This window comes from Halorientalis sp. LT38 (genome assembly GCF_037031225.1).
Classification (GTDB): Archaea; Halobacteriota; Halobacteria; order Halobacteriales; family Haloarculaceae; genus Halorientalis; species Halorientalis halophila.
The window spans coordinates 720,062-739,149 of sequence record NZ_JAYEZN010000001.1 but is presented as its reverse complement, the minus strand read 5'-3'; the positions used below and the strand labels follow the sequence as shown (position 1 = coordinate 739,149).

The 19,088-nt window shown below is 67.9% G+C and carries 23 protein-coding genes; 12 read left to right on the top strand and 11 right to left on the bottom strand.

The window, feature by feature from the left end; translation table 11 throughout:
- Positions 1–81 precede the first annotated feature (81 nt).
- Positions 82–723 (bottom strand): FAD-dependent oxidoreductase, encoded by a 642-nt coding sequence (locus U5918_RS03965; protein ID WP_335999621.1) that lies wholly within the window; start codon positions 721–723, stop codon positions 82–84.
- A gap of 141 nt (positions 724–864) precedes the next feature.
- Here U5918_RS03965 and U5918_RS03960 point away from each other — a divergent pair, with 141 nt between their 5' ends.
- Entirely contained in the window at positions 865–2,628 is a 1,764-nt protein-coding gene (locus U5918_RS03960) for a 2-oxoacid:acceptor oxidoreductase subunit alpha (RefSeq protein ID WP_335999619.1), read from the top strand.
- 2 nt (positions 2,629–2,630) lie between these two features.
- Positions 2,631–3,494 (top strand): 2-oxoacid:ferredoxin oxidoreductase subunit beta, encoded by an 864-nt coding sequence (locus tag U5918_RS03955; RefSeq protein ID WP_335999617.1) that lies wholly within the window; start codon positions 2,631–2,633, stop codon positions 3,492–3,494.
- A gap of 225 nt (positions 3,495–3,719) precedes the next feature.
- Here the strand turns inward: U5918_RS03955 and U5918_RS03950 are convergent, their stop codons facing one another.
- Both U5918_RS03950 and U5918_RS03945 read right to left on the bottom strand, forming a co-directional pair.
- Positions 3,720–4,328 (bottom strand): hypothetical protein, encoded by a 609-nt coding sequence (locus U5918_RS03950; RefSeq protein WP_335999615.1) that lies wholly within the window; start codon positions 4,326–4,328, stop codon positions 3,720–3,722.
- 78 nt (positions 4,329–4,406) lie between these two features.
- Complete coding sequence (locus U5918_RS03945; protein ID WP_335999614.1) at positions 4,407–4,811, bottom strand: hypothetical protein; 405 nt, start codon at positions 4,809–4,811, stop codon at positions 4,407–4,409.
- Between the two features lie 122 nt (positions 4,812–4,933).
- On the opposite strand from U5918_RS03945, the gene U5918_RS03940 reads away from it, so the two are divergent.
- Together U5918_RS03940 and U5918_RS03935 are read left to right on the top strand one after the other, a co-directional pair.
- Positions 4,934–5,701 (top strand): helix-turn-helix transcriptional regulator, encoded by a 768-nt coding sequence (locus tag U5918_RS03940; protein WP_335999612.1) that lies wholly within the window; start codon positions 4,934–4,936, stop codon positions 5,699–5,701.
- A gap of 101 nt (positions 5,702–5,802) precedes the next feature.
- Entirely contained in the window at positions 5,803–6,153 is a 351-nt protein-coding gene (locus U5918_RS03935) for a DUF7344 domain-containing protein (protein WP_335999610.1), read from the top strand.
- Between the two features lie 13 nt (positions 6,154–6,166).
- Here the strand turns inward: U5918_RS03935 and U5918_RS03930 are convergent, their stop codons facing one another.
- Both U5918_RS03930 and U5918_RS03925 read right to left on the bottom strand, forming a co-directional pair.
- Positions 6,167–6,604 carry a GNAT family N-acetyltransferase gene (locus tag U5918_RS03930; protein WP_335999609.1) on the bottom strand — a complete coding sequence of 146 codons (438 nt, stop codon included), beginning with the start codon at positions 6,602–6,604 and terminating at the stop codon, positions 6,167–6,169.
- A 37-nt stretch (positions 6,605–6,641) separates the two neighbouring features.
- Positions 6,642–7,601 carry an alpha/beta hydrolase gene (locus U5918_RS03925; protein ID WP_335999607.1) on the bottom strand — a complete coding sequence of 320 codons (960 nt, stop codon included), beginning with the start codon at positions 7,599–7,601 and terminating at the stop codon, positions 6,642–6,644.
- Between the two features lie 308 nt (positions 7,602–7,909).
- Between U5918_RS03925 and U5918_RS03920 the strand changes: the two genes are divergently transcribed.
- Both U5918_RS03920 and U5918_RS03915 read left to right on the top strand, forming a co-directional pair.
- Positions 7,910–9,199: a digeranylgeranylglycerophospholipid reductase gene (locus U5918_RS03920; RefSeq protein WP_335999605.1), complete on the top strand. Its 1,290-nt coding sequence runs from the start codon at positions 7,910–7,912 to the stop codon at positions 9,197–9,199.
- A gap of 58 nt (positions 9,200–9,257) precedes the next feature.
- Positions 9,258–10,094, top strand: a complete 837-nt coding sequence (locus U5918_RS03915; RefSeq protein ID WP_418771149.1) for an aldo/keto reductase — start codon at positions 9,258–9,260, stop codon at positions 10,092–10,094.
- A 48-nt stretch (positions 10,095–10,142) separates the two neighbouring features.
- Here the strand turns inward: U5918_RS03915 and U5918_RS03910 are convergent, their stop codons facing one another.
- On the bottom strand, positions 10,143–11,504 hold the full coding sequence (locus U5918_RS03910; protein ID WP_335999603.1) for an NAD-dependent succinate-semialdehyde dehydrogenase: 1,362 nt from the start codon (positions 11,502–11,504) through the stop codon (positions 10,143–10,145).
- Positions 11,505–11,654: 150 nt separating this feature from the next.
- Between U5918_RS03910 and U5918_RS03905 the strand changes: the two genes are divergently transcribed.
- Together U5918_RS03905 and U5918_RS03900 are read left to right on the top strand one after the other, a co-directional pair.
- Positions 11,655–12,419: a hypothetical protein gene (locus U5918_RS03905; protein WP_335999601.1), complete on the top strand. Its 765-nt coding sequence runs from the start codon at positions 11,655–11,657 to the stop codon at positions 12,417–12,419.
- A 58-nt stretch (positions 12,420–12,477) separates the two neighbouring features.
- Positions 12,478–12,672 (top strand): DUF7333 family protein, encoded by a 195-nt coding sequence (locus tag U5918_RS03900; protein ID WP_335999599.1) that lies wholly within the window; start codon positions 12,478–12,480, stop codon positions 12,670–12,672.
- On the opposite strand, the gene U5918_RS03895 is transcribed toward U5918_RS03900, so the two are convergent.
- The 5 genes from U5918_RS03895 to U5918_RS03875 form a co-directional block, all read right to left on the bottom strand.
- Positions 12,669–13,178 carry a DUF7122 family protein gene (locus tag U5918_RS03895; protein WP_335999598.1) on the bottom strand — a complete coding sequence of 170 codons (510 nt, stop codon included), beginning with the start codon at positions 13,176–13,178 and terminating at the stop codon, positions 12,669–12,671. The genes U5918_RS03900 and U5918_RS03895 overlap by 4 nt on opposite strands.
- Positions 13,175–14,083: an RsmB/NOP family class I SAM-dependent RNA methyltransferase gene (locus U5918_RS03890; protein WP_335999596.1), complete on the bottom strand. Its 909-nt coding sequence runs from the start codon at positions 14,081–14,083 to the stop codon at positions 13,175–13,177. Before U5918_RS03890 ends, U5918_RS03895 begins: the two co-directional genes overlap by 4 nt.
- Before the next feature lie 144 nt (positions 14,084–14,227).
- Positions 14,228–14,512, bottom strand: a complete 285-nt coding sequence (locus tag U5918_RS03885; RefSeq protein WP_335999594.1) for a hypothetical protein — start codon at positions 14,510–14,512, stop codon at positions 14,228–14,230.
- Between the two features lie 92 nt (positions 14,513–14,604).
- Complete coding sequence (locus U5918_RS03880; RefSeq protein ID WP_335999593.1) at positions 14,605–14,934, bottom strand: DUF6114 domain-containing protein; 330 nt, start codon at positions 14,932–14,934, stop codon at positions 14,605–14,607.
- Positions 14,935–14,987: 53 nt separating this feature from the next.
- Positions 14,988–15,905, bottom strand: a complete 918-nt coding sequence (locus U5918_RS03875) for an SDR family NAD(P)-dependent oxidoreductase (protein ID WP_335999592.1) — start codon at positions 15,903–15,905, stop codon at positions 14,988–14,990.
- A gap of 143 nt (positions 15,906–16,048) precedes the next feature.
- Here U5918_RS03875 and U5918_RS03870 point away from each other — a divergent pair, with 143 nt between their 5' ends.
- The 4 genes from U5918_RS03870 (at position 16,049) to U5918_RS03855 (ending at position 18,977) form a co-directional block, all read left to right on the top strand.
- Positions 16,049–16,783: a proteasome assembly chaperone family protein gene (locus U5918_RS03870; protein WP_335999590.1), complete on the top strand. Its 735-nt coding sequence runs from the start codon at positions 16,049–16,051 to the stop codon at positions 16,781–16,783.
- Between the two features lie 251 nt (positions 16,784–17,034).
- Positions 17,035–17,181: a hypothetical protein gene (locus tag U5918_RS03865; RefSeq protein ID WP_335999588.1), complete on the top strand. Its 147-nt coding sequence runs from the start codon at positions 17,035–17,037 to the stop codon at positions 17,179–17,181.
- A gap of 49 nt (positions 17,182–17,230) precedes the next feature.
- A complete protein-coding gene (locus tag U5918_RS03860) occupies positions 17,231–18,418 on the top strand; it encodes a thiolase family protein (protein ID WP_335999587.1) in 1,188 nt (395 codons plus the stop codon).
- Between the two features lie 103 nt (positions 18,419–18,521).
- Positions 18,522–18,977 carry a ferritin-like domain-containing protein gene (locus tag U5918_RS03855; protein ID WP_335999586.1) on the top strand — a complete coding sequence of 152 codons (456 nt, stop codon included), beginning with the start codon at positions 18,522–18,524 and terminating at the stop codon, positions 18,975–18,977.
- Positions 18,978–19,088 lie beyond the last annotated feature (111 nt).

The following is a 19,088-nucleotide window of genomic DNA, read 5'->3' as shown; positions in this document are numbered from 1 at the left end:
CCGGTGGGCGGTTAAATCCCACCGGCGTTTCGACGGGTGTTCCACCGCTCTCCCGTCGGTATCGGTCGCCCTTCGGCGAGTTTAGCCGAAGTTCTCGACTTTCGCCCGGTCCGGGTCGCCGCCGGCGGCGTCGATAGCCGTCGTCGCGGCGTCGAGGAAGTCGGCGAAGCCGTAGACGAACACCTGCTCGCCCTCGGCGCCGGTCAGCACGTCCGCGACGGCGTCGGTCATCTCGTCGTCGGCCGCGAGGGTGTGGACCGCGACGCCCTCGGCGGCGAGCGCGTCGAGCGCGTCCCCGTGGATCGGGTCGTCGTCGCGGTAGACGATCGCGGCCTCGTTGCCGTCGGCGAGCGCGCGCCGGGCGATCCCGATGGCGGGGCCGACGCCTGGCCCGCCCGCGAGGATCACGGACCGGGGCTCGTCCTCGTAGTAGGCGTTGCCGTAGGGACCGGAGACGGTCATCTCGTCACCGGCTTCGAGGTCCGCGAGGATCGGCCCCAGTTCGCCGTCCGGGTCGATCTCCACCGTGACCTCGAAGGTGTCGGTCACGTCCGGCGAGGAGATGGTGTAGAAGCGACTCTCGCGCTCGCCGTCGACCTCGGCGACGAGCTTGACGAACTGTCCGGGTCGGGCTTCGAAGTCCAGGGGTGACTCGAAGGCGATGGCGACGGCCTGTTCCCCGACCGAGGAGACGGCAGCGACCGAAATCGATTCGTCTTCCATAGTCCGAACGTCGACCCCTCATCGAAAGGTGCTTTCGGTCCGGAGAGAACTGGACGTTCAGTCACCGAACTGACCGGTAGAGCGGCCGCAACGCCGATTGCAGAAGGCTTTTGGGTCGCCGCTGGGTAGCTGCTCGCTAGCATGCCCGAGGACCTCAACTGGGCCATCGGCGGTGAAGCTGGCGACGGGATCGACTCTACGGGCAAAATCTTCGCGCAGGCTCTGTCCCGTGCCGGTCGCCACGTCTTCACCTCCAAGGATTTCGCGTCGCGTATCCGGGGCGGATACACGGCGTACAAGGTACGCACGTCGGTCGATCGCGTCGAGAGCGTCGTCGACAGGCTCGACGTCCTGATCGCGTTGACCGAACGAACCATCGACGAGAACCTCGAGGAACTCCACGAGGGCAGCGTCATCATCTACGACGGCGAGCGGACCACGATGCAGGACGTCGAGATACCCGACGAGATGATCGGGCTCGACGTCCCGCTGAAGTCGCTCGCCGAGGACGCCGGCGGCGCCATCATGCGCAACGTCGTCGCCCTGGGCGCCGCCTGCGAGGTGTCGAACTTCCCCATCGAGAACCTCGACGAGTCCCTCGAGAAGCGCTTCACGGACAAGGGGCAGGCTATCGTCGAGAACAACAAGAAGGCCGCCCGCCTCGGCCAGGAGTTCGTCGCCGAGGAGACCGACCACGAGTTCGACTACGACGTCGAGACCACGGATAACGACTACGTCCTCCTCAACGGCGACGAGGCCATCGGCATGGGCGCCATCGCCGCCGGCTGTCGCTTCTACTCGGGCTACCCCATCACCCCCGCGACGGACGTGATGGAGTACCTGACCGGCCGGATCGACCGCTACGGCGGGAAGGTCGTCCAGGCCGAGGACGAACTCGCGGCGATCAACATGGCGCTGGGCGCCGCCCGCGCCGGCGCACGAGCGATGACGGCCACGTCCGGTCCCGGCATCGACCTGATGACCGAGACCTTCGGCCTCGTGGCGACCAGCGAGACGCCGCTGGTGATCTGCGACGTGATGCGTTCGGGTCCCTCGACCGGGATGCCGACCAAGCAGGAGCAGGGCGACCTCAACCAGCTCCTCTACGGCGGCCACGGCGAGATCCCCCGGTTCGTCGTCGCGCCGACGAACATCTCCGAGTGTTTCTGGAAGACCGTCGAGGCGTTCAACCTCGCCGAGAAGTACCAGACCCCGGTCTACCTGGTCGCGGACCTGGCGCTCGCGGTCACCGAGCAGACGTTCCCGCCCGAGGCCTTCGACATGGACGAGGTCGAGATCGAGCGCGGGAAGATCGTCGACGAGGGCGAGATCGAGTCCTGGCAGAACGAGGACGGCCAGTTCCAGCCCCACTTCCCGACCGCCGACGGCGTCAGCCCGCGGACCTTCCCCGGGATCGAGGGCGGCGCGCACATGACCACCGGCCTCGAACACGACGAACTCGGCCGGCGGACCGAGGACACGGACGTCCGCATCGAGCAGGTGGACAAGCGCGAACAGAAGGTCCAGACGGCCCGCGAGGAGGAGGACTGGGACTACCGCGAGTTCGGCGACCCCGACTCCGGCAACCTGGTCCTCTCCTGGGGGTCGAACGAGGGCGCCATGCGCGAGGCGCTCGGCTTCCTCGAGGAGTCGGGCACCGACGTGCGCTTCATCTCGGTGCCGTATATCTTCCCCAGACCCGACTTGTCCGAGGAGATCGAAGCCGCCGACGACGTGATCGTCGTCGAGTGTAACGCAACGGGCCAGTTCGCCGACCTGATCGAACACGACGCGCTCACCCGCGTCAAGCGCGTCAACAAGTACAACGGCGTGCGGTTCAAGGCCGACGAACTCGCAGAGGAAATCGAAGAGAAATTCGCGGAATCAGCCGAGATGGAGGCATAATAATGAGCTCCGACATCCGATTCACGGACTTCAAGTCCGACAAGCAACCGACCTGGTGTCCCGGCTGCGGCGACTTCGGGACCATGAACGGCATGATGAAAGCCCTCGCGAACACCGGCAACGACCCGGACAACACGTTCGTCGTCGCCGGCATCGGGTGCTCCGGGAAGATCGGCACCTACATGCACAGCTACGCGCTCCACGGCGTCCACGGCCGCGCGCTCCCCGTGGGCATCGGGACGAAACTCGCCAACCCGAACCTCGAAGTGATGGTCGCGGGCGGCGACGGCGACGGCTACTCCATCGGCGCGGGCCACTTCGTCCACGCCGTCCGACGGAACGTCGACATGACCTACGTGGTCATGGACAACCGCATCTACGGTCTCACCAAGGGGCAGGCCTCCCCCACCTCGCGCGAGGACTTCGAGACCTCGACCTCTCCCGACGGCCCCAAACAGCCCCCGGTCAACCCCCTCGCGCTCGCGCTGGCTGCCGGCGGGACCTTCATCGCCCAGTCCTTTAGCTCGGACTCCCAGCGCCACACCGAGATCGTCAAACAGGCCATCGAGCACGACGGCTTCGGCTTCGTCAACGTCTACAGCCCCTGCGTCACCTTCAACGACGTCGACACCTACGACTACTTCCGCGACACCATCGTCGACCTCTCCGAGACCGACCACGACCCGAACGACTACGACGACGCCAAGGCCGCCATCCTCGACGCCGACAAGGAGTACCAGGGCGTCATCTACCAGGACGACCAGTCCGTCCCCTTCGACGAACGGGAGGGCCTGACCGAGTCCATGGCCGACATCCCCGAGGGCGCGCCCGAGGACGCGATGGACCTCGTGAGAGAGTTTTACTAAACCACCTTTTTCGCCGGGGGGTTCGCTCCGCGAACCCCCCGGCCAAAAACGTCCCCAGAAATCGGAGATTTCTGGTGGGCTGCGCAAGAGCTTCGCTCTTGCGAACGTGGGCGAAAAAGGCGGCGCGCGCCGGCGGCGCGCTCCGTACAACACCTTGCCCGCCCAGCAACCGCACCGCGAACTCCCCGCCCCGCAACGGCCGCAACTACCCTGAACGCACCACTCCTATGCGTTCGCGAGGATCAACTGGATCGCCTTCGGAATCGCGATACTGAGGAGCAACTGCGACCAGATGCTGAACGTCGCCGGGTACTCGCTGGTCGCGCTCACGCGCTCGATGCGTTCCCGGAGGTCTTCGACCTCGTCCCGGGCGTCCGCTGGAATCTCGTAGTTCTTCACGTCCCAGGGGTTCTCGATGTGCTCGCGAATCTGCCGTTCGAGTCGCTGGATCTCCTCGCGCTTTTCCCTGTGCATGAGCCGGTGGAGCGTGAACACCGCGAAGGCGACGGTGGCGACGGTCCCGACCCAGACGGCCGTGAAGATGACGCCGGCGGCCGCCGACACCGTCCACGCCGAATCCACGAACGGCGCGTAGGTGATCAGCGCGTACCCGACCAGTCCGACGACGAGGTAGTAGTAGGCCTTCTTGATCAACTCGCCCAGCGGCCGCATCCCGCCGACGCCCTGCGGATCGAGGAAGTGGATCCCGACCGTCGACTTCGAGAGCCGCCACGGCGCGAGGAACTCGATGGTGACGTAGACGGTGAAAAACTGCACGACGATCGGGAGGAAGACGAACGGGAACAGGACGAAGTTCGCGAACATGTCGGTCACGCCCCACCCGCCCATGTCGAGGACGGCGCGGGTGAGTTGCAGGGCCGCACCGACGGCGAAGAGCGCCCACGGGAGCCACTACGGCACGGGATCGAGCAGGGGGTTCGGATCGTCGGCGCGTTCTGCGATCGCCATCTCCGCCATCACCGCGTCGTACTCCGCCTGGAGCGTTCGGGCGCCGTACACCGCCGCGAACAGGAGGACGGGCTGGAGAACGAAGTACGGATTCGTCCGGTAGATCAGGGGCACGCCGTTGGCCAGGTTGTACGAGATGGTCAGCGCGTTCGAGCCGAGGACCGTGACCAGGGCGTACAGATACGACGGCGGGAGATCGCCGGGAACGTGCCGAGCCAGCCACCCGAACCCCAGGAGGCTCGCGAGATCGTCGAGCCAGAGGTCCCGGTCCGCCCTATCCTCGATCCCCGTCGCCACTTCGCCGGTGTCGTTCGCCCCGTCCCGGACCGAATCGGCGTCCGCGTCCATGGCCAGCGGTTGATCACCGAAGCGGCAAAAAACTGCGAACGTATCGTCACTCGAAACCCGTCCGCCTGTCGTCGCCCGAATCGTCGCCACGTTTTACGTCGGGCGGCCCGCTGTGCTTGGACATGGATGCAGACTCGGTCGGGGACGTCCTCCACCTCTTCTCGAAGCGCCGGGAGGTCTTCGAGTGTCTCTGTGACGAGCAGTTCGACAAACAGGCCGTCCAGAAGCGGATCGACGCGTCGCGACCGACAGTCGACCGTGCGTTCCGCGAACTGGAGGCGGCCGGCATCCTCGACTCGACGGGGACGGCCTACGACCTGACGAACTTCGGCGCGCTCTGCTGTGCCGAGTTCGAGCGCGTGACCGGGACGCTCGGGACGCTCACGGCGATGGCCGACCTGCTGGCTCACCTCCCACGCGAGGCCGACTTCGACCTGCGAATGCTCGAGGGGGCCGCCGTTCACTACGCCGAGGATCACGCACCTCACGAACCCCTGATGGAGGTCCTCGACGTGGCGGTCGCCGCCAGCGAGATCGCGGGCTACTCCAGCGTCATCACGCCCCACTACGTCGACGCCTTCCACTCCCTGCTCGTCGAGGAGGGCACCCCGGCGCGCCTCGTCTTCTCAGAGGGCGTCGTCGAGACGGGCATGGAGAACTACCCCGAGCGCTTCGGCGAGATCGTCGACGCGCCGAACGCGACCGTCTACGAAACCGAACACGACTACACCTACGGTGCCATCGTCGGCGACGGGCGCGTCGCCGTCCCCGTGGGCGACGACCGCGACCGCCTCCTGGGCGTCGTCACCAACGACACCGTCGACGCCGTCGCGTGGGTCACCGCCTTCCTCGACGACGTGATCGCCTCCGACCGGACGCGGGAACTGTAACGCGACGGTCGCTCGCGCTCGATCGATCTCCGATCGACGATCACGGACTGATCGACGCTCGCGATATAATCCTATGGGCGCGTCGGTCCTACCGGGTGACGATGGACCGAACCCCCGTCCGGGAACTCTCTGGCTTCGGGGACCTCGACACGGGAGCGGCGCTCGACGCGCTCGGCGACCAGCGTCGGCGTGCAGTCGTGCGGGCCCTGGCCACCGCTCACTCCCACGTGAGCGTGCGGGAGCTGGCGAGCCAGCTCGCGGCGATGCCGAACGCTGGGACGCGTGATCCGGACCGGACGGTCGTGGAACTGCACCACCGGACGCTCCCGAAACTCGACGGCCTCGGGATCGTCGCCTACGACGCCGAGGCGCGCGTCGTCGAACCCCGCGAGCCGGTGGCGGACCTGCTGTCCCTCGTCGAGCACGTCGAGTTCACCAGTCGCGAGCGGTGAGTCGGGAGCCGACTCAGTCGAGGTCCCGCTCCATCTCGACGTGTGGGATGCCGGCTTGCTCGAAGGATTCGCCGACGCTCTGATACCCGAGTTCACGGTAGAACTCCTCGACCCGGACCTGCGCGTGCAGGACGAGCCGCTTTAGATCACGGGCCCGGGCCTCGTCGTGGACCGCAGCCATGAGCCGACGGCCCCAGCCGTCGCCCCGGCAGCGGTCACGGACGGCGACCCGTTCCACTTTGCCGGTCGCGTCCCCGACCGCCCGGAGCCGCGCGGCGCCGACGGGGTCACCGTCGTCGTAGGCCACGAAGTGAGTCGCCTCGTCGTCCTTCCCGTCGAGTTCCAGGTCCGGGTCGATGCCCTGCCCGTCGACGAAGACGGCGAAGCGGACCGCCAGCGCGTCCGCTCGCTCGCGATCGGTCTCCGCGACCGCGACGCCGGATCTGGCCATGCCAGCCCGTGACGCGCCACCGAGAAAAGCGCGGTGGCTACGCTTTCCGGATCTGTTCGGCGACTTCCTCGACGCCGTCGTACGTGTGGTCGACGATGGCCTCCATGTTGAGGAAGCCGTGGATCATCGACTCGTGGTTGCTGTACTCGACGTCGACGCCGGCCTCGGCCAGTTCCTCCGCGTAGGCGTGGCCCTCGTCGCGGAGCGGGTCGTACCCGCAGGTCAGCACGAAGGCCGGCGGCGTCTCGGCGAGGCGGTCCCGACGGGCGTTCAGCGGGAACGCCCACGGGTGGTGGGCGTCGATCTCGTCTTCGATGTAGTGCGTGACGAACCAGAGCATGTCCTGGGCGGTCAGGAAGAAGCCCTCGCCGTTCTCCGCCCGGGAGAGCATCGGGTCCATGTAGGTCGTCGCGGGGTAGAGCAGGACCTGCCGGTCGATGTCGGGCATCCCGCGCTCGGCGGCCATCAGCGAGACGACGGCGGCGAGGTTCCCGCCCGCGCTGTCGCCAGCGACGACGTGCGTCCCGGTGTCCGCGCCCCACTCGTCGGCGTTTCGCTGGGCCCACTGGGCGCCGGCGTAGGCGTCCTTGATGGGTTTCGGCCACGGCGCCTCGGGCGCCTTGCGGTACTCGACGGAGACGACGACGGCCTCCGCCCGGTTGGCCAGCATCCGACAGAGCGGATCGTGGGTCTCGATGTCACCGGCGACGAACCCGCCACCGTGGAAGTACGTCACCGTCGGGTGACCGTCTCCAGCCGGGGCGTATACGCGACCGGGAATCGGGTCCTGGCCGTCCTCCGGGCCCGGAATCTCGACGTCTTCGACCGTCGCCACGTCCTCTGGCTCGGCGGTCGAGAGGTTCGTCATCACCGACAGCTGGTTGCGCGAATCCTCCGGCGTCCCTTCCGACAGCGAGATGTCGTAGTCGTTGAGCAGGTCGAGCATGTTCTCGACGTGCCCGTCGAGTTCCCCCCGTACCGGCTGATCTTCGAACATAGCGAACTGTTCACACTGCTTCGGTCATGAAGCTTCCACCACTCATCTGTGCCTCTTTTTGAGTTGGTTGCCGAGGACGTCCCAGATGCGGACGGTTTCGCCGCGGATAGGGTCCTTTTTTACGAGTTGACGTGAAAGGGGGACACAATGAGTGCGCAGTACGAACGCGTCGTACGGGGTGACGCGGTGGGGGCCGCGGTCACGAACCCGACGCAGACGTGCGCTCGTCGCCAGAAGTCGTCGGTCGCAGAACCAGATGGGGGACAGGGGAACGGTCACCGCGGGGCTCTCCCGGAGGTGTCGAGCGCGTGACCGATCACTACGACGTCGTGGTCGCCGGCGCAGGACCGGCCGGCGCACAGTGTGCCAGAGACCTCGCCGCCCGGGACTACGACGTGCTCGTCCTCGAGACCGAGGCCGAAGCCGAGTTCCCGCGCCAGAGCAACAAGTCGACGGCCGGCACGTTCCCGTCGATGATGGCGTCGTTCAACGTCCCCGGCGACGTCGTGATGAACTACACCGACAGCGTGGTGCTCGAATCGCCCAACGAGCACTACGTCCGCGAGCAGGCCGGCGCCGTGCTCGAGTTCGCGGAGTTCAAGCAGTGGCTCGTCGCGGACGGTCGCCGGAAGGGCGCCGAGTACCGGTTCGACTCCCGGGTCGCCAATCCGATCACGGACGGCGGCGAGATCGTCGGCGTCGAGTACGCCGGCGGGCAGGAAGTGTACGCCGACATCGTGATCGACGCCACGGGGCCCGCCGCGCCGATCGCTCGCGCGCTGGGCGTCAGCGATCTCGAGCGCAACAATCAGGCCATCGGCATCGAGTACGAGTTCGAGGGGCTCGCGATCGACCACGACGAGTACGCCGACCTGACCGACGCCATGATGCTCCGCCTGGACCACGACCTCGCGCCGGGCGGGTACTCCTGGATCTTCCACACCGGCGAGGACACGGCGAAGGTCGGCCTCTGTTACATCCAGAACGAGAGCCACAAGGGCTACGCCCGCGAGGACTTCGGGATCGACGACTACCTCGAGTACTGGCTCGACACCGACCCGCGCTTCGAGACCGCCTCGAAGATCGAGGGGAAGATGCACCGGGGCTCCGCCCACATCCAGATGCCCGGCCGGATGAGCACAGACAACTTCATGGCCATCGGTGACACCGTGCCGACGATCGACCCGCTGTGGGGCGAGGGCATCCACAAGTGCATGGAGTCGGGCCGCGTCGCCGCGGTCACCGCCGACAAGGCGCTCACGCCGGCGAACCCGGATACCTCCGCGAAAAACATGGCGACCTACGACGACCTGTGGCACGAACGGGTCGCGCCACGGATCCGCGAGCGGTTGCTGATGACCCAGTTGCTCTACCTCGCGCCAAACGACCGGTACGACCGGTTGATGCGTGACCTCCAGCGGGCCGACGACGACACGCTCCAGCAGGCCAACAAGGGGAGTCCCATGGCGATCCAGCGGCTCATTCACGCCTCGGACCTGCCGATCCTGGCCGACTTCGCTCGCCAGCGCGTCGACGCCACCTCGGCCGGCAACCGCAACGGCGCGGTCGCCGCCATCGCGAAACTGTTCCGGAACTGAACGGCTCCTCGCCGATTTCCCAACGGTTTTCCACGGTCGGATCGTTGCTCCGGTGACTATGACTCAGGAGCGACTGGACCCCCAGAGCGTCCCCCACGCCAGCGGCATGCCGATGCTCGGTCTCGGCACCTGGCAGAACGACGACGCCGATCAGTGCGCCGAGAGCGTCCGGACGGCACTGGAGGCGGGCTACCGGCACATCGACACCGCCCAGGCCTACGGCAACGAGGAAGCCGTCGGTCGCGGCATCGCCGAGGCCGACGTCGACCGCGAGGAGGTCTTCCTCGCCACCAAGGTCTGGATCTCGAAGCTCGCTCACGACGACGTGCTCGAGAGCACCGAGCGCAGCCTCGAGAAGCTGGGCGTGGACACGATCGACCTGCTGTACGTTCACTGGCCGGCCGGGGAGTACGACCCCGAGTCGACCATCGGCGCGTTCGACCAGCTCTACGACGAGGGCAAGATCGAGCGCTTCGGCGTCTCGAACTTCGAGCCCGACCACGTCGAGGAAGCCCGCGAGCACGCCGAGATGCCGATCTTCGCGAACCAGGTCGAGATGCACCCGCTGCTCCCCCAGGAGAATCTCCGCGAGTACGCGGCGGACGCGGACCTCGAACTGGTCGCGTACTCGCCGCTGGCTCGCGGGGCCGTCATGGAGAACGAGACGATCGCAGACATCGCCGACGCCCACGGCGTCAGCGCCGCGCAGGTCAGCCTGGCGTGGCTCCGCGAGAAGGGCGTGACCGCCATCCCGAAGGCGACCGGCGAGGCCCACCTCCGGGACAACCTGGAGAGCGTCACGCTCGAACTCGACGCCGAGGAGATCGAGCGGATCGACGCCATCGACGTGACCGACCGCCGCGTCCACCCGGACTTCGCCCCCGACGCCTGGTGATCGGTCGGCGGGGCCGCCGCCGGTTCGGGTGCCGACGCGGCGACCGCCTCACTCCACCCACACCGTCTTGCGGTTGACGAACTCCGTGATCCCCGCGCCCGAAAGCTCGCGGCCGTAGCCCGAGTCCTTGACGCCGCCGAAGGGCACGCGCGGATCGGACTTGACCAGCTGATTCACGTAGACACAGCCCGCGTCGATCCGGCGGGCGACGCGCTCGCCGCGTTCGCGGTCCTCGGTCCAGATACTCGCACCGAGGCCGAAGCGCGTGTCGTTTGCCTTCCGGATCGTTGCTTCCTCGTCTGTGACTTCGTAGACGGCGGCGACGGGGCCGAACGTCTCCTCGCTGTCGACCGGACACCCCTCGGGTACGTCGGTGACGACCGTTGGCGGATAGAAGGCCCCGTCGCGGTCGAGCGGTTCGCCGCCGGTCACCACCGTCGCACCCGCTTGCGCGCTCGCTTCGACCTGTTCGTGCAGGTCCTCGAGGAGGTCCTGGCGGGCCTGTGGGCCGACGTCGGTGGCCTCGTCCATCGGATCGCCGACGGTGAGGGACTCGACTTCGTCCAGGAAGCGGTCGAGGAACGCGTCGTAGACGTCGGTGTGGACGAGGAAGCGCTTGGCGGCGATGCAGGACTGCCCGCCGTTCTGGTTGCGCGCCCACGCCCCGGTCTCGGCGGCCGCGTCGAGGTCGGCGTCGTCGAGGACCACGAACGGGTCGCTGCCGCCCAGTTCCAGGACCGTCTTCTTGAGGTGCTCGCCCGCGGTCGCGGCCACGGCCCGGCCGGCCGGTCCGCTCCCGGTCAGGGTTGCCGCGCGGACGCGGTCGTCGGCGAGGACGTCCTCGACGAGGTCCGAGGGGATCAACAGCGTCTGGAAGACGCCCTCGGGGAAGCCGGCCTCGCGGAACACCGCTTCCACTATGAGCGCACAGCCGGGGACGTTCGAGGCGTGTTTCAGGAGGCCGACGTTGCCCGCCGCCAGATAGGGCGCGGCGAACCGGAACACCTGGTAGAGCGGGAAGTTCCAGGGCATCACCGCCAGCACCGGCCCGAGCGGCTCGTGGACGGTCTTGACCGTCGAACCCGGCGGGCTCGGGTGGTGGTCGGCCTCGAGGTAGGTGCTGGCGTGCTCCGCGTAGTGGTCGCAGACCCAGGCGCACTTCTCGACCTCGGCGCGGGCCTGTTCGATGGGTTTGCCCATCTCCCGGGTCATCGTCTCGGCGTACTCGTACTCGTTCTCCCGCAGGACCTCGCCGGCGGCAACCAGTAACTCCTCGCGCTCCCGGATCGAACGATCCCGCCACTGCTCGAAGGCGTCGGTCGCCTGCTCCAGCGCCGTACGGACGTCGCTCTCGGTATGTTCCTCGTAGGTATCGACTCGCTCGTTGTGCGCGGGATCGATCACGTCCATGGCGGTCAGATACGTGGGTCCACGGGATGAAAGCTCAGCCGATTCCCTTCAGCCCGGACGGACCGTCCGTTTTTCGAAACCGGTCGCTGGAGCTGGTCGGCGGGCGACCAGCCAGAATGATTATACCCCCGCCGTCGTAACCCCGCGCACATGGCAGCGGGACGCGCGTCGGGCGGCGTCGTCGACGAGATCCGCTTCGATCTTCGGCGGATGCACGAGACCTGGATGGAACTGTTCTTTCCGCGCCAGCGCAACGCTTCGCGGTCGGTCCTCGGGAAGTGGGAACCGACGACCGCCCGCGAAAAAGTCACGTACAACCTCTGGTACTTCCTCGGGGTGCCGATCATCGCCCTGCTCTACCCTCTGGCCCTCATCGGGGTGATCCTCAGGTTCCAGAGCCGGCGCCTCGACAGCGCGGCGCTGCGACTGGGGACCGTCGGCGTCGTCGTCCTGTTCGTCCTGCTGTGGGGCGGCCTGACGGCGGCGTCGTACGTCCGGTTCGACGGGCTGACGGAGGGCTTCTTCGCGGTCGCGGCCGCCTCGATCGTGGCCGTCGTCGCGTCGATGCTCGCCGTGGGCTTTCGCGTGGTCGGGGGCCGAGTGACCACCGTGCTCTTCGCCTGGCCGTTCGCGATGACGGCGGTCTTCCTGCCGCCGGTCGTCGCGGCGCTCTATTCCCCCACCGTCGCCTCGGCGGTCTTCCCGACCAGCGAGAACATCGCCATCTGGCTGCTCGACAACCCCCTGGCCTTCGCCGACGTGAACACGTACCTGCGGACCCGGTACGACCTCGAGGGCCTCGCCGTCGCCGGGATGTGGTTCGGCATCTCGGTACCCCTCGGGTGGGTGCTGGGATTCCTGGTCACGCTCGCCGACCTGGTCCGGCCGACCGCCGACGCCGGCGACGACGACTGAGGCGGTGTCCAGGGCCCGGAACGCAATCCTGAACTTCTTCCCGTCCTCGGTGTCACGTATGGAGTTCGACCTGCCGAAGACGGTGGCACTGTTCGCGGTCCTGATCGCCGTCGGCGTCGGGGCGCTGATCGCCGCACCGATGATGCGCCCAGGCACCGTACTGATGATGGTGCTGCCGTCGATGCTCGTCTTCGGCGCGATCTGTCTCGCAATCGGCGTCAAACACGGGGAGTACCGCGCCGGGCGGTATTAGAGATCGCGGCGTCGTCCCTTCGGGATCTGCGATCGCAGTTCGCCGTGGAGGTAGAGCCCGACGCCGAGCGGTTCACGGTCGCCGGCGAGCTCGTGGGCGGCGATCAGGTAGCCCCAGTCGCCGTCCCACGAAATCTCCTGATCTTCGCCGGCCACGAACGCTTCGGCCCGCTCGCGCGTGAGTTCGATCACGTTCTCCGTCGCCCGGTGGCCGAACCGCTGGACGGCGTTGGTCGTCGGCTTCCAGTGATCACCGCGGGTCCGCAGGACGCTCATCCCGAGTCCTTCGACCCGGACGGGGGACTCGGTGTCGGCGTGGAACGCCCAGACCTTCCCGCGGCCTTTCTCCCAGAAGGAAAACTCCGCCAGGAACTCCCGCGAGATACCGAACCGGTCGCGCCACCAGTCCAGCAGTTCGTCGCGGGTCGGCTGGTCCTCGTGGACCCGGTCGTTCGGGTCGGTCGGGAGACGGACGAACGTCTGGCCGTCGTGCTCGCTGTTATTCATCCGGTCACCTCCAGTTTCGCGCAGAAGAAGCCGCCCGTGTCGTTGTGGTGGGGGTAGATTCGCTTTGCCCGCCGGACCGACTCGTCGAAGCGTTCCCCGTCCCACTCGGTCACGCCAGTCGCGTGGTCGAGGGGGAGGTCGTACTCCACGAGGTGGCAGGGTTCGGCGTCGAGGACGTGATCGAGGACGGCCTCGTTCTCCTCGGGCGCGAACGTGCAGGTGGAGTAGACGACGTGCCCGCCCTCGCGGGTGGCCTGGACCGCTCGCCGGAGGATGCCCTTCTGGGTACCCGCGATGCCCTCGACGTGCTCGATGGTCCACTCGTCGAGGGTGTCGGGGTTCTTTCGAACTGTGCCCTCGCAGGAACAGGGGGCGTCCACGAGCGCGGCGTCGTAGTCCTTCGACTCCCAGGGTTTCAGCGAGTGGTTGCGGGCGTCCTCGCGCGTGACGGCGACGTTCGTGACGCCCAGGCGTTCGGCGTTCGAGCGCAGCGCCGAGATGCGGCCGAGGTTGTTGTCCGTCGCCACCAGCAGACCCCGGTCGTCCATCAGCGCCGAGAGTTGCGTGGTCTTGCTGCCGGGCGCGGCGCAGGCGTCCCACACCCGGTCACCGGGAGCGGGGTCGAGGACAGTCGCGGGCACCGCGGACACCTCCTCCTGGCCGTGGAGCCAGCCGTGGTAGTACGGCCAGTTGGCCCCCGGCTGGTTCTCGGGGAGCCTGAACAGCCCGGGGTGCCACTCGCAGGGATCGACCTCGATTCCCGCCTCGGCGAGGGCCTCCCGTGCGCGGTCGGGGTCGGTCTTGATCGTGTTCACCCGGACCACGGACGGGAGCGGGCGCTCGCAGGCGTCGCGGAACGCCTCGAAGTCCTCGATCAGCGGTTCGTACCGGTCCAGTACCTCCATCGCTCGGGGGTTGGCGTCCGGCTGTAAAAACGTCGGCTATTCGGGGTAGCGAGGCCGAACGAAGTGGGGCCTCGTTACGGGCGAACGGTGAGCGAAGCGAGCCGTGAGCCGCGAGGTGTGAGCGCCTTGGAACGGCCTCGCTACTCAGTACTCCTCGCCGCGCAGATCTTCGAGGTGGGCCTGCAGGGCCGGGAACTGCTCGACGGCGGCGAAGCCGTACTCGGCGCCGCCGTAGAACGATTCGGGGAGTTCCGTGTCGACGAGGACGTGCTCGGCGTCGCCGTCGACGTGATTGACCTTGTCGATCGGAACCAGTCGGACGCTCTCCTCGTCGGCTCGCACGCAGACCACCAGGTCGTCGCGAAACAGGACGGCGTCGAACGCCTGCGGCTCGTACTCCGAGGTCGTGAACAGCGTGATCGATCCCATACCGGACCTGACGCGCCGGAGCCACAAAACCTTCCCGCGCGAACGTATCCACCGCCTGCGATTCGGGCAGCGCACTTCGGTGGGCCCGCGGGTCACGAAGTCGCCGGCTTCCACGCGACACAGAGGCTCCCGCCGAGCACGCCGAGCAGCAGGCCGACGCCGAGCCCCCCGAGCGCACCGAACACCGAACTGAGCGAGAGGACGATGGCTACCGCTCCCAGCTCGCTCGTAAAGGTCGGCCGGACGCGGGCGGCCACGCCGGTGAGGACGAGGCCGACGCCGATAGCGAGTCCGACCATCGGCGCATCGCCGGCGCCGATGGCGCCGAAGACGCCGGCGAACTGGAGGGGCACGGCTGCGATCACGAGACCTGCGAGGGCGACGACGATCGGACCGATCAGGGGGCGGTTGTCCGGGGCCATATGCGACGATCCACGTTCGGCCTGAAAACGGTGTTCGAACCGGACGGCTCCGGTCAGGCGTAGTCGGCGAGGGGTTCCTCGATATCGAGCAGGTCGGCGCTGCGGGTCCAGAGTTCCCGCTGGGCCGCCTCGTCGCGCGCCTCGGGGGCCGGGCGGCGCTGTCGGCAGCGCGCGAAGTACTCGCCCGTGACGCCGTCGACTTCCGGCGAGGCGGCCAGGTAGGTGATCGTCGCGGCCCCGTCCTCCGGCGAGTCGGTCATGGGGATCTCGCCGAGCAGTTCCCCGAACTGCTGGATCGGGCCGGGCAGCGCCCGCGAGAACTCGCTGCCGGGGATGATGCCCGGGTGCAGCGAGTTCGAGGTCACGTCGCTGCCGGCGCGGTCGAGCCGACGGGCCAGTTCGTTCGAGAAGTGGACGTTGGCCAGTTTGGACCGGCAGTAGGCCGCCCACTCCGAGAACGGGGTCGGCTCGATCAGCGTGTCGAGGTTCATCGAGGAGACGCGGTGGCCGATGGAGGCGGTCGTGATCACACGCGCGTTCGGCGACAGCGTGTCGAGCAGTCCCGTCGTCACGAGAAACGGCGAGAGGTGGTTGATGTGGAAGGTCTTCCCCACGCCGAGTTCCGTCCGCGCGTCGTCGTCGAACAGGCCTCCGGCGTTGTTACAGAGGACGTCGATCTCGTCGACGGTCTCTTGCACCTCCGCGACCATGTCGCGTACCGCCTCGACCGACGCGTAGTCGGCCGACACGAACCTCGCGTACGACCCCAGATTCTCAAGTTCGTCGACCGCACTCATGCCGGCCGCTTCGTCGCGACCGTGGACGATCACGTCGGCGCCGAGCCGTCCCATCGCCAGGGCCGCATGTCGGCCGAGGCCGTTCGTCGACCCCGTGACCAGGACCGTCTGCCCCGTCATGTCGACGTCCTGTACCCCCGCTTTCACTTCCGGATCCCGTTCCCCGAGGATCATTACCGATCGTTCGACCAGCGGTGCACATAATATTCGCGGTATTCCGCCGCTGTGAGAACCCGTTGCACCGGGCTTCGCGCCGCGAGGCGTCTACTGGCTTCCTCGCCCGCGGGGTTTTACTCGCTGCCGCCCCACCTGCCGGTATGGCACACGTGGAAGTCCACGACGACCGCACGCTGGAGTCGCCAGTCCTCGTGGAGGGCCTGCCGGGCGTCGGCCTCGTCGGCAAGATCGCGACGGACCACCTCGTCGAGACCTTCGACATGAGTTACTACGCCGCCTGTCGCTGCGAGGGGTTGCCCGACGTGGCCGTCTATCACGAGGGCGAGCGCGCGGTGGTCCCGCCCGTCCGGATCTACGCCGACCACGACCGGAACCTCCTGGCCCTCCAGAGCGACGTCCCGGTCTCCCCCAACGAGGCCAGCGAGTTCGCGGCCTGTCTCTCCGGCTGGCTCGCCGAGCACGACGTCCTCCCCCTGTACCTCAGCGGCATGCCCACCGAGAAAGACGGGCGGCCGGAACTCCACGGGGTCGCCACCGGCGACGCGGGATCGATACTCGAACGCCACGACGTCTCGGCCCCGCCACGGGGCGGGTTCGTCAGCGGCCCGACCGGCAGCCTGCTGTCCTACGCCGAAGACCACGGCCTCGACAGTCTCGGTCTCGTGGTCGAGTCCAACGCCCAGTTCCCGGATCCAGAGGCCGCCCGCGTGTTGCTCCTCGACGCCATCGGCCCGATCGCCGACGTCGAGGTCGACACGCAGAAACTGGTCGACCAGGCCGAAGAGATCGCAGACGCCCGCCAGCAACTCGCCCAGCAGATGAGCCAGGGCACCGACGATAGCTCCCAGGCCAAGCCCCTGGGGATGTTCCAATGAGTCTAAATTTTTCCACCGTCGCTCGCGGTCCGACGAGCGGACCGCTCGCTCGGGCAAAAATTTAGTACAAAAATCAGCCCTCGATCGGTCGGCGCGCTCCGCTGTCGCGCGCCTCAATCACTCGGGCTGCGCTCGCGCGCCGGCGGCGCGCCCGCGATTCCAGACAGTCCTCGGCCGCTCTGCACCGCGCCGCACTGCACGTCCCGTCCCGCTCCGCAACCTTGACCCGCCTGCCGGTCCCACACTCGCCCATGACCGATGCAGCCGACGCCATCGACGCGTTCCTCGACGAATCGGAGACCATCCTCTCGGAGTACGACGATGGCTACATGGACGCCGACGCCGCGCTCCGGCGGCTCCGGGTCGAGATCGACCAGCTCGACGAGGTCCGCAACTGACCGGTAGCGACCGAACAGGCAGTCGGGAACTACCGACAAGTCGGTCCCCGTGGTAGCCGCCGTCGTGATCGACGACGCCGACATCGTCCTCGTCGACGCCGCTCGCACGCCCCACGGCACACTGCTCGGGGGGCTCGCGGACGTGGACGCCGTGGAACTCGGACGCACAGTATTGAACGGGCTGGTCGAACACACGGGCGTCGATCCGTCCCTGATCGACTGGGTCTGTCTGGGCAACGCCATCCAGGCCGGGGTCGGCCAGGTGCCCGCCCGCCAGGCCGTCGTCGAGTCCGACCTCCCGCCCGAGACGCCCGCGACCACCGTCAACGAGGCGTCCGGCTCCGGCCTGCGGGCGATCGCGCTCGCGGCAGACCGGATCGCGGCCGGTCGGGCGGACTTCGCCGTCGCCGGCGGGATGGAGTCCATGTCGAACGCGCCCCACCTGCTCCGCGACTACCGGGGCGGTCGCCGCCACGGCGACGGTGAACTCGTCGACTCGATGATCTACGACGGATTGTGGGACGTCAACGAGGACGCCCACATGGGCGATCTGACCGAGGGGATGGTCGAGCGCGAGGGGATCGGCAGGGACGAACAGGACGAGTACGCGCTCCGGAGCCACCGCCGCGCCGCGGAACGGATCGAGGACGGCGTCTTCGACGCGGAGACGGTGCCGGTGACGACCGAGGACGGCCTGGTCGAACGCGACGAGGGGCCGCGTCCGGACTCGACGCTGGAGTCGCTCGGGTCGCTCCCGCCGGCCTTCGGCGAGGACGGCACGATCACGCCGGCGAACGCCTCCAAACTGGCCGACGGCGCCGGCTGCGCGCTGCTGACGACAGAGGAGACCGCCCACGACCACGGCTTCGGCGTGATGGCCGACCTGGTCGACTACGCCGTCGCCTACCGCGAACCGGCCGAGTTCAACGAGGTGGTCGCCGACGCGCTCGAACGGCTCCTCGACCGCAACGACCTGACCGTCGAGGACGTGGATCACTTCGAGATCAACGAGGCCTTCGCCGCACAGTCGGTTTACGTCCGGGACGCCTTGGAGATCCCCCAGGAGCGACTCAATCCGAACGGCGGGGCGGTCGCCTTCGGTCACCCCATCGGCGCCAGCGGCGGGATGCTCGTCACGTCGCTCGCCTACGCCATGGAGCGCGAGGACGCCACCCGGGGGGTCGTCGGCATGTCGATCGGTGGGGGCGGGGGGATCATGGCGCTGCTCGAACGCTGATCCCGGCGCCCGACGTGTGCGGCGGCGGACCTGACCGGGGTCGGACCTGACCCGATTTCGACTTATACGGGCGTCTAAGTGGCTTCGCGCCCAATCCGTGGGTATGACGAACGACGAAGTGATCGACCTGCTGCAGCGCGCGTACGGGGACGAGATCGAGACGGTCATGAACTACCTGACGAACTCGATCGTGCTGGACGGCGTGAGCGCCGAGGAGGTCAAGGCGAGCCTGCAGGGGGACCTCCAGGAGGAACTGGGCCACGCCGAGATGCTCGGCCAGCGGCTGAAACAGCTGGACGCGCGCCCGCCGGGGTCGGCGACGTTCGAGGCCCACCAGCACTCGCTGCAGCCGCCAGAGGACTCGACGGACGTGCTGAGCGTCATCGAGGGCGTCCTCGACGCCGAGAACGACGCGATCGAGACCTACCGCTCGCTGGTCCACGCGGCCCAGGACGGCGACGATCCGGTGACCGAGGACATCGCGGTCACCATCCTGGCCGACGAGGAGGCCCACCGGACGGAGTTCCGCGGGTTTCAGAAAGAGTACCGCGGCGACTGAACAACCGCCTTTTTCCACCTCGGGTCGCTCCGCGACCACTCGGTGCAGAAACGTCTCCAGAGATCGAAGATCTCTGGTGGGCTCCCGAGAGCGTCGCTCTCGCGAACGTGG

Bases quoted from the DNA above. Each gene is read 5' to 3' on its own strand.
- U5918_RS03890 (WP_335999596.1), bottom strand. From the start codon at position 14,083: ATGGAGGTACTGGACCGGTACGAACCGCTGATCGAGGACTTCGAGGCG.
- U5918_RS03910 (WP_335999603.1), bottom strand. From the start codon at position 11,504: ATGGACGTGATCGATCCCGCGCACAACGAGCGAGTCGATACCTACGAG.
- U5918_RS03925 (WP_335999607.1), bottom strand. From the start codon at position 7,601: ATGTTCGAAGATCAGCCGGTACGGGGGGAACTCGACGGGCACGTCGAG.
- U5918_RS03880 (WP_335999593.1), bottom strand. From the start codon at position 14,934: ATGGCCCCGGACAACCGCCCCCTGATCGGTCCGATCGTCGTCGCCCTC.
- U5918_RS03915 (WP_418771149.1), top strand. From the start codon at position 9,258: ATGACTCAGGAGCGACTGGACCCCCAGAGCGTCCCCCACGCCAGCGGC.
- U5918_RS03875 (WP_335999592.1), bottom strand. From the start codon at position 15,905: ATGATCCTCGGGGAACGGGATCCGGAAGTGAAAGCGGGGGTACAGGAC.
- U5918_RS03885 (WP_335999594.1), bottom strand. From the start codon at position 14,512: ATGGGATCGATCACGCTGTTCACGACCTCGGAGTACGAGCCGCAGGCG.
- U5918_RS03930 (WP_335999609.1), bottom strand. From the start codon at position 6,604: ATGGCCAGATCCGGCGTCGCGGTCGCGGAGACCGATCGCGAGCGAGCG.
- U5918_RS03865 (WP_335999588.1), top strand. From the start codon at position 17,035: ATGACCGATGCAGCCGACGCCATCGACGCGTTCCTCGACGAATCGGAG.
- U5918_RS03955 (WP_335999617.1), top strand. From the start codon at position 2,631: ATGAGCTCCGACATCCGATTCACGGACTTCAAGTCCGACAAGCAACCG.
- U5918_RS03855 (WP_335999586.1), top strand. From the start codon at position 18,522: ATGACGAACGACGAAGTGATCGACCTGCTGCAGCGCGCGTACGGGGAC.
- U5918_RS03895 (WP_335999598.1), bottom strand. From the start codon at position 13,178: ATGAATAACAGCGAGCACGACGGCCAGACGTTCGTCCGTCTCCCGACC.
- U5918_RS03935 (WP_335999610.1), top strand. From the start codon at position 5,803: ATGGACCGAACCCCCGTCCGGGAACTCTCTGGCTTCGGGGACCTCGAC.
- U5918_RS03870 (WP_335999590.1), top strand. From the start codon at position 16,049: ATGGCACACGTGGAAGTCCACGACGACCGCACGCTGGAGTCGCCAGTC.
- U5918_RS03945 (WP_335999614.1), bottom strand. From the start codon at position 4,811: ATGGACGCGGACGCCGATTCGGTCCGGGACGGGGCGAACGACACCGGC.
- U5918_RS03960 (WP_335999619.1), top strand. From the start codon at position 865: ATGCCCGAGGACCTCAACTGGGCCATCGGCGGTGAAGCTGGCGACGGG.
- U5918_RS03965 (WP_335999621.1), bottom strand. From the start codon at position 723: ATGGAAGACGAATCGATTTCGGTCGCTGCCGTCTCCTCGGTCGGGGAA.
- U5918_RS03905 (WP_335999601.1), top strand. From the start codon at position 11,655: ATGGCAGCGGGACGCGCGTCGGGCGGCGTCGTCGACGAGATCCGCTTC.
- U5918_RS03940 (WP_335999612.1), top strand. From the start codon at position 4,934: ATGGATGCAGACTCGGTCGGGGACGTCCTCCACCTCTTCTCGAAGCGC.
- U5918_RS03900 (WP_335999599.1), top strand. From the start codon at position 12,478: ATGGAGTTCGACCTGCCGAAGACGGTGGCACTGTTCGCGGTCCTGATC.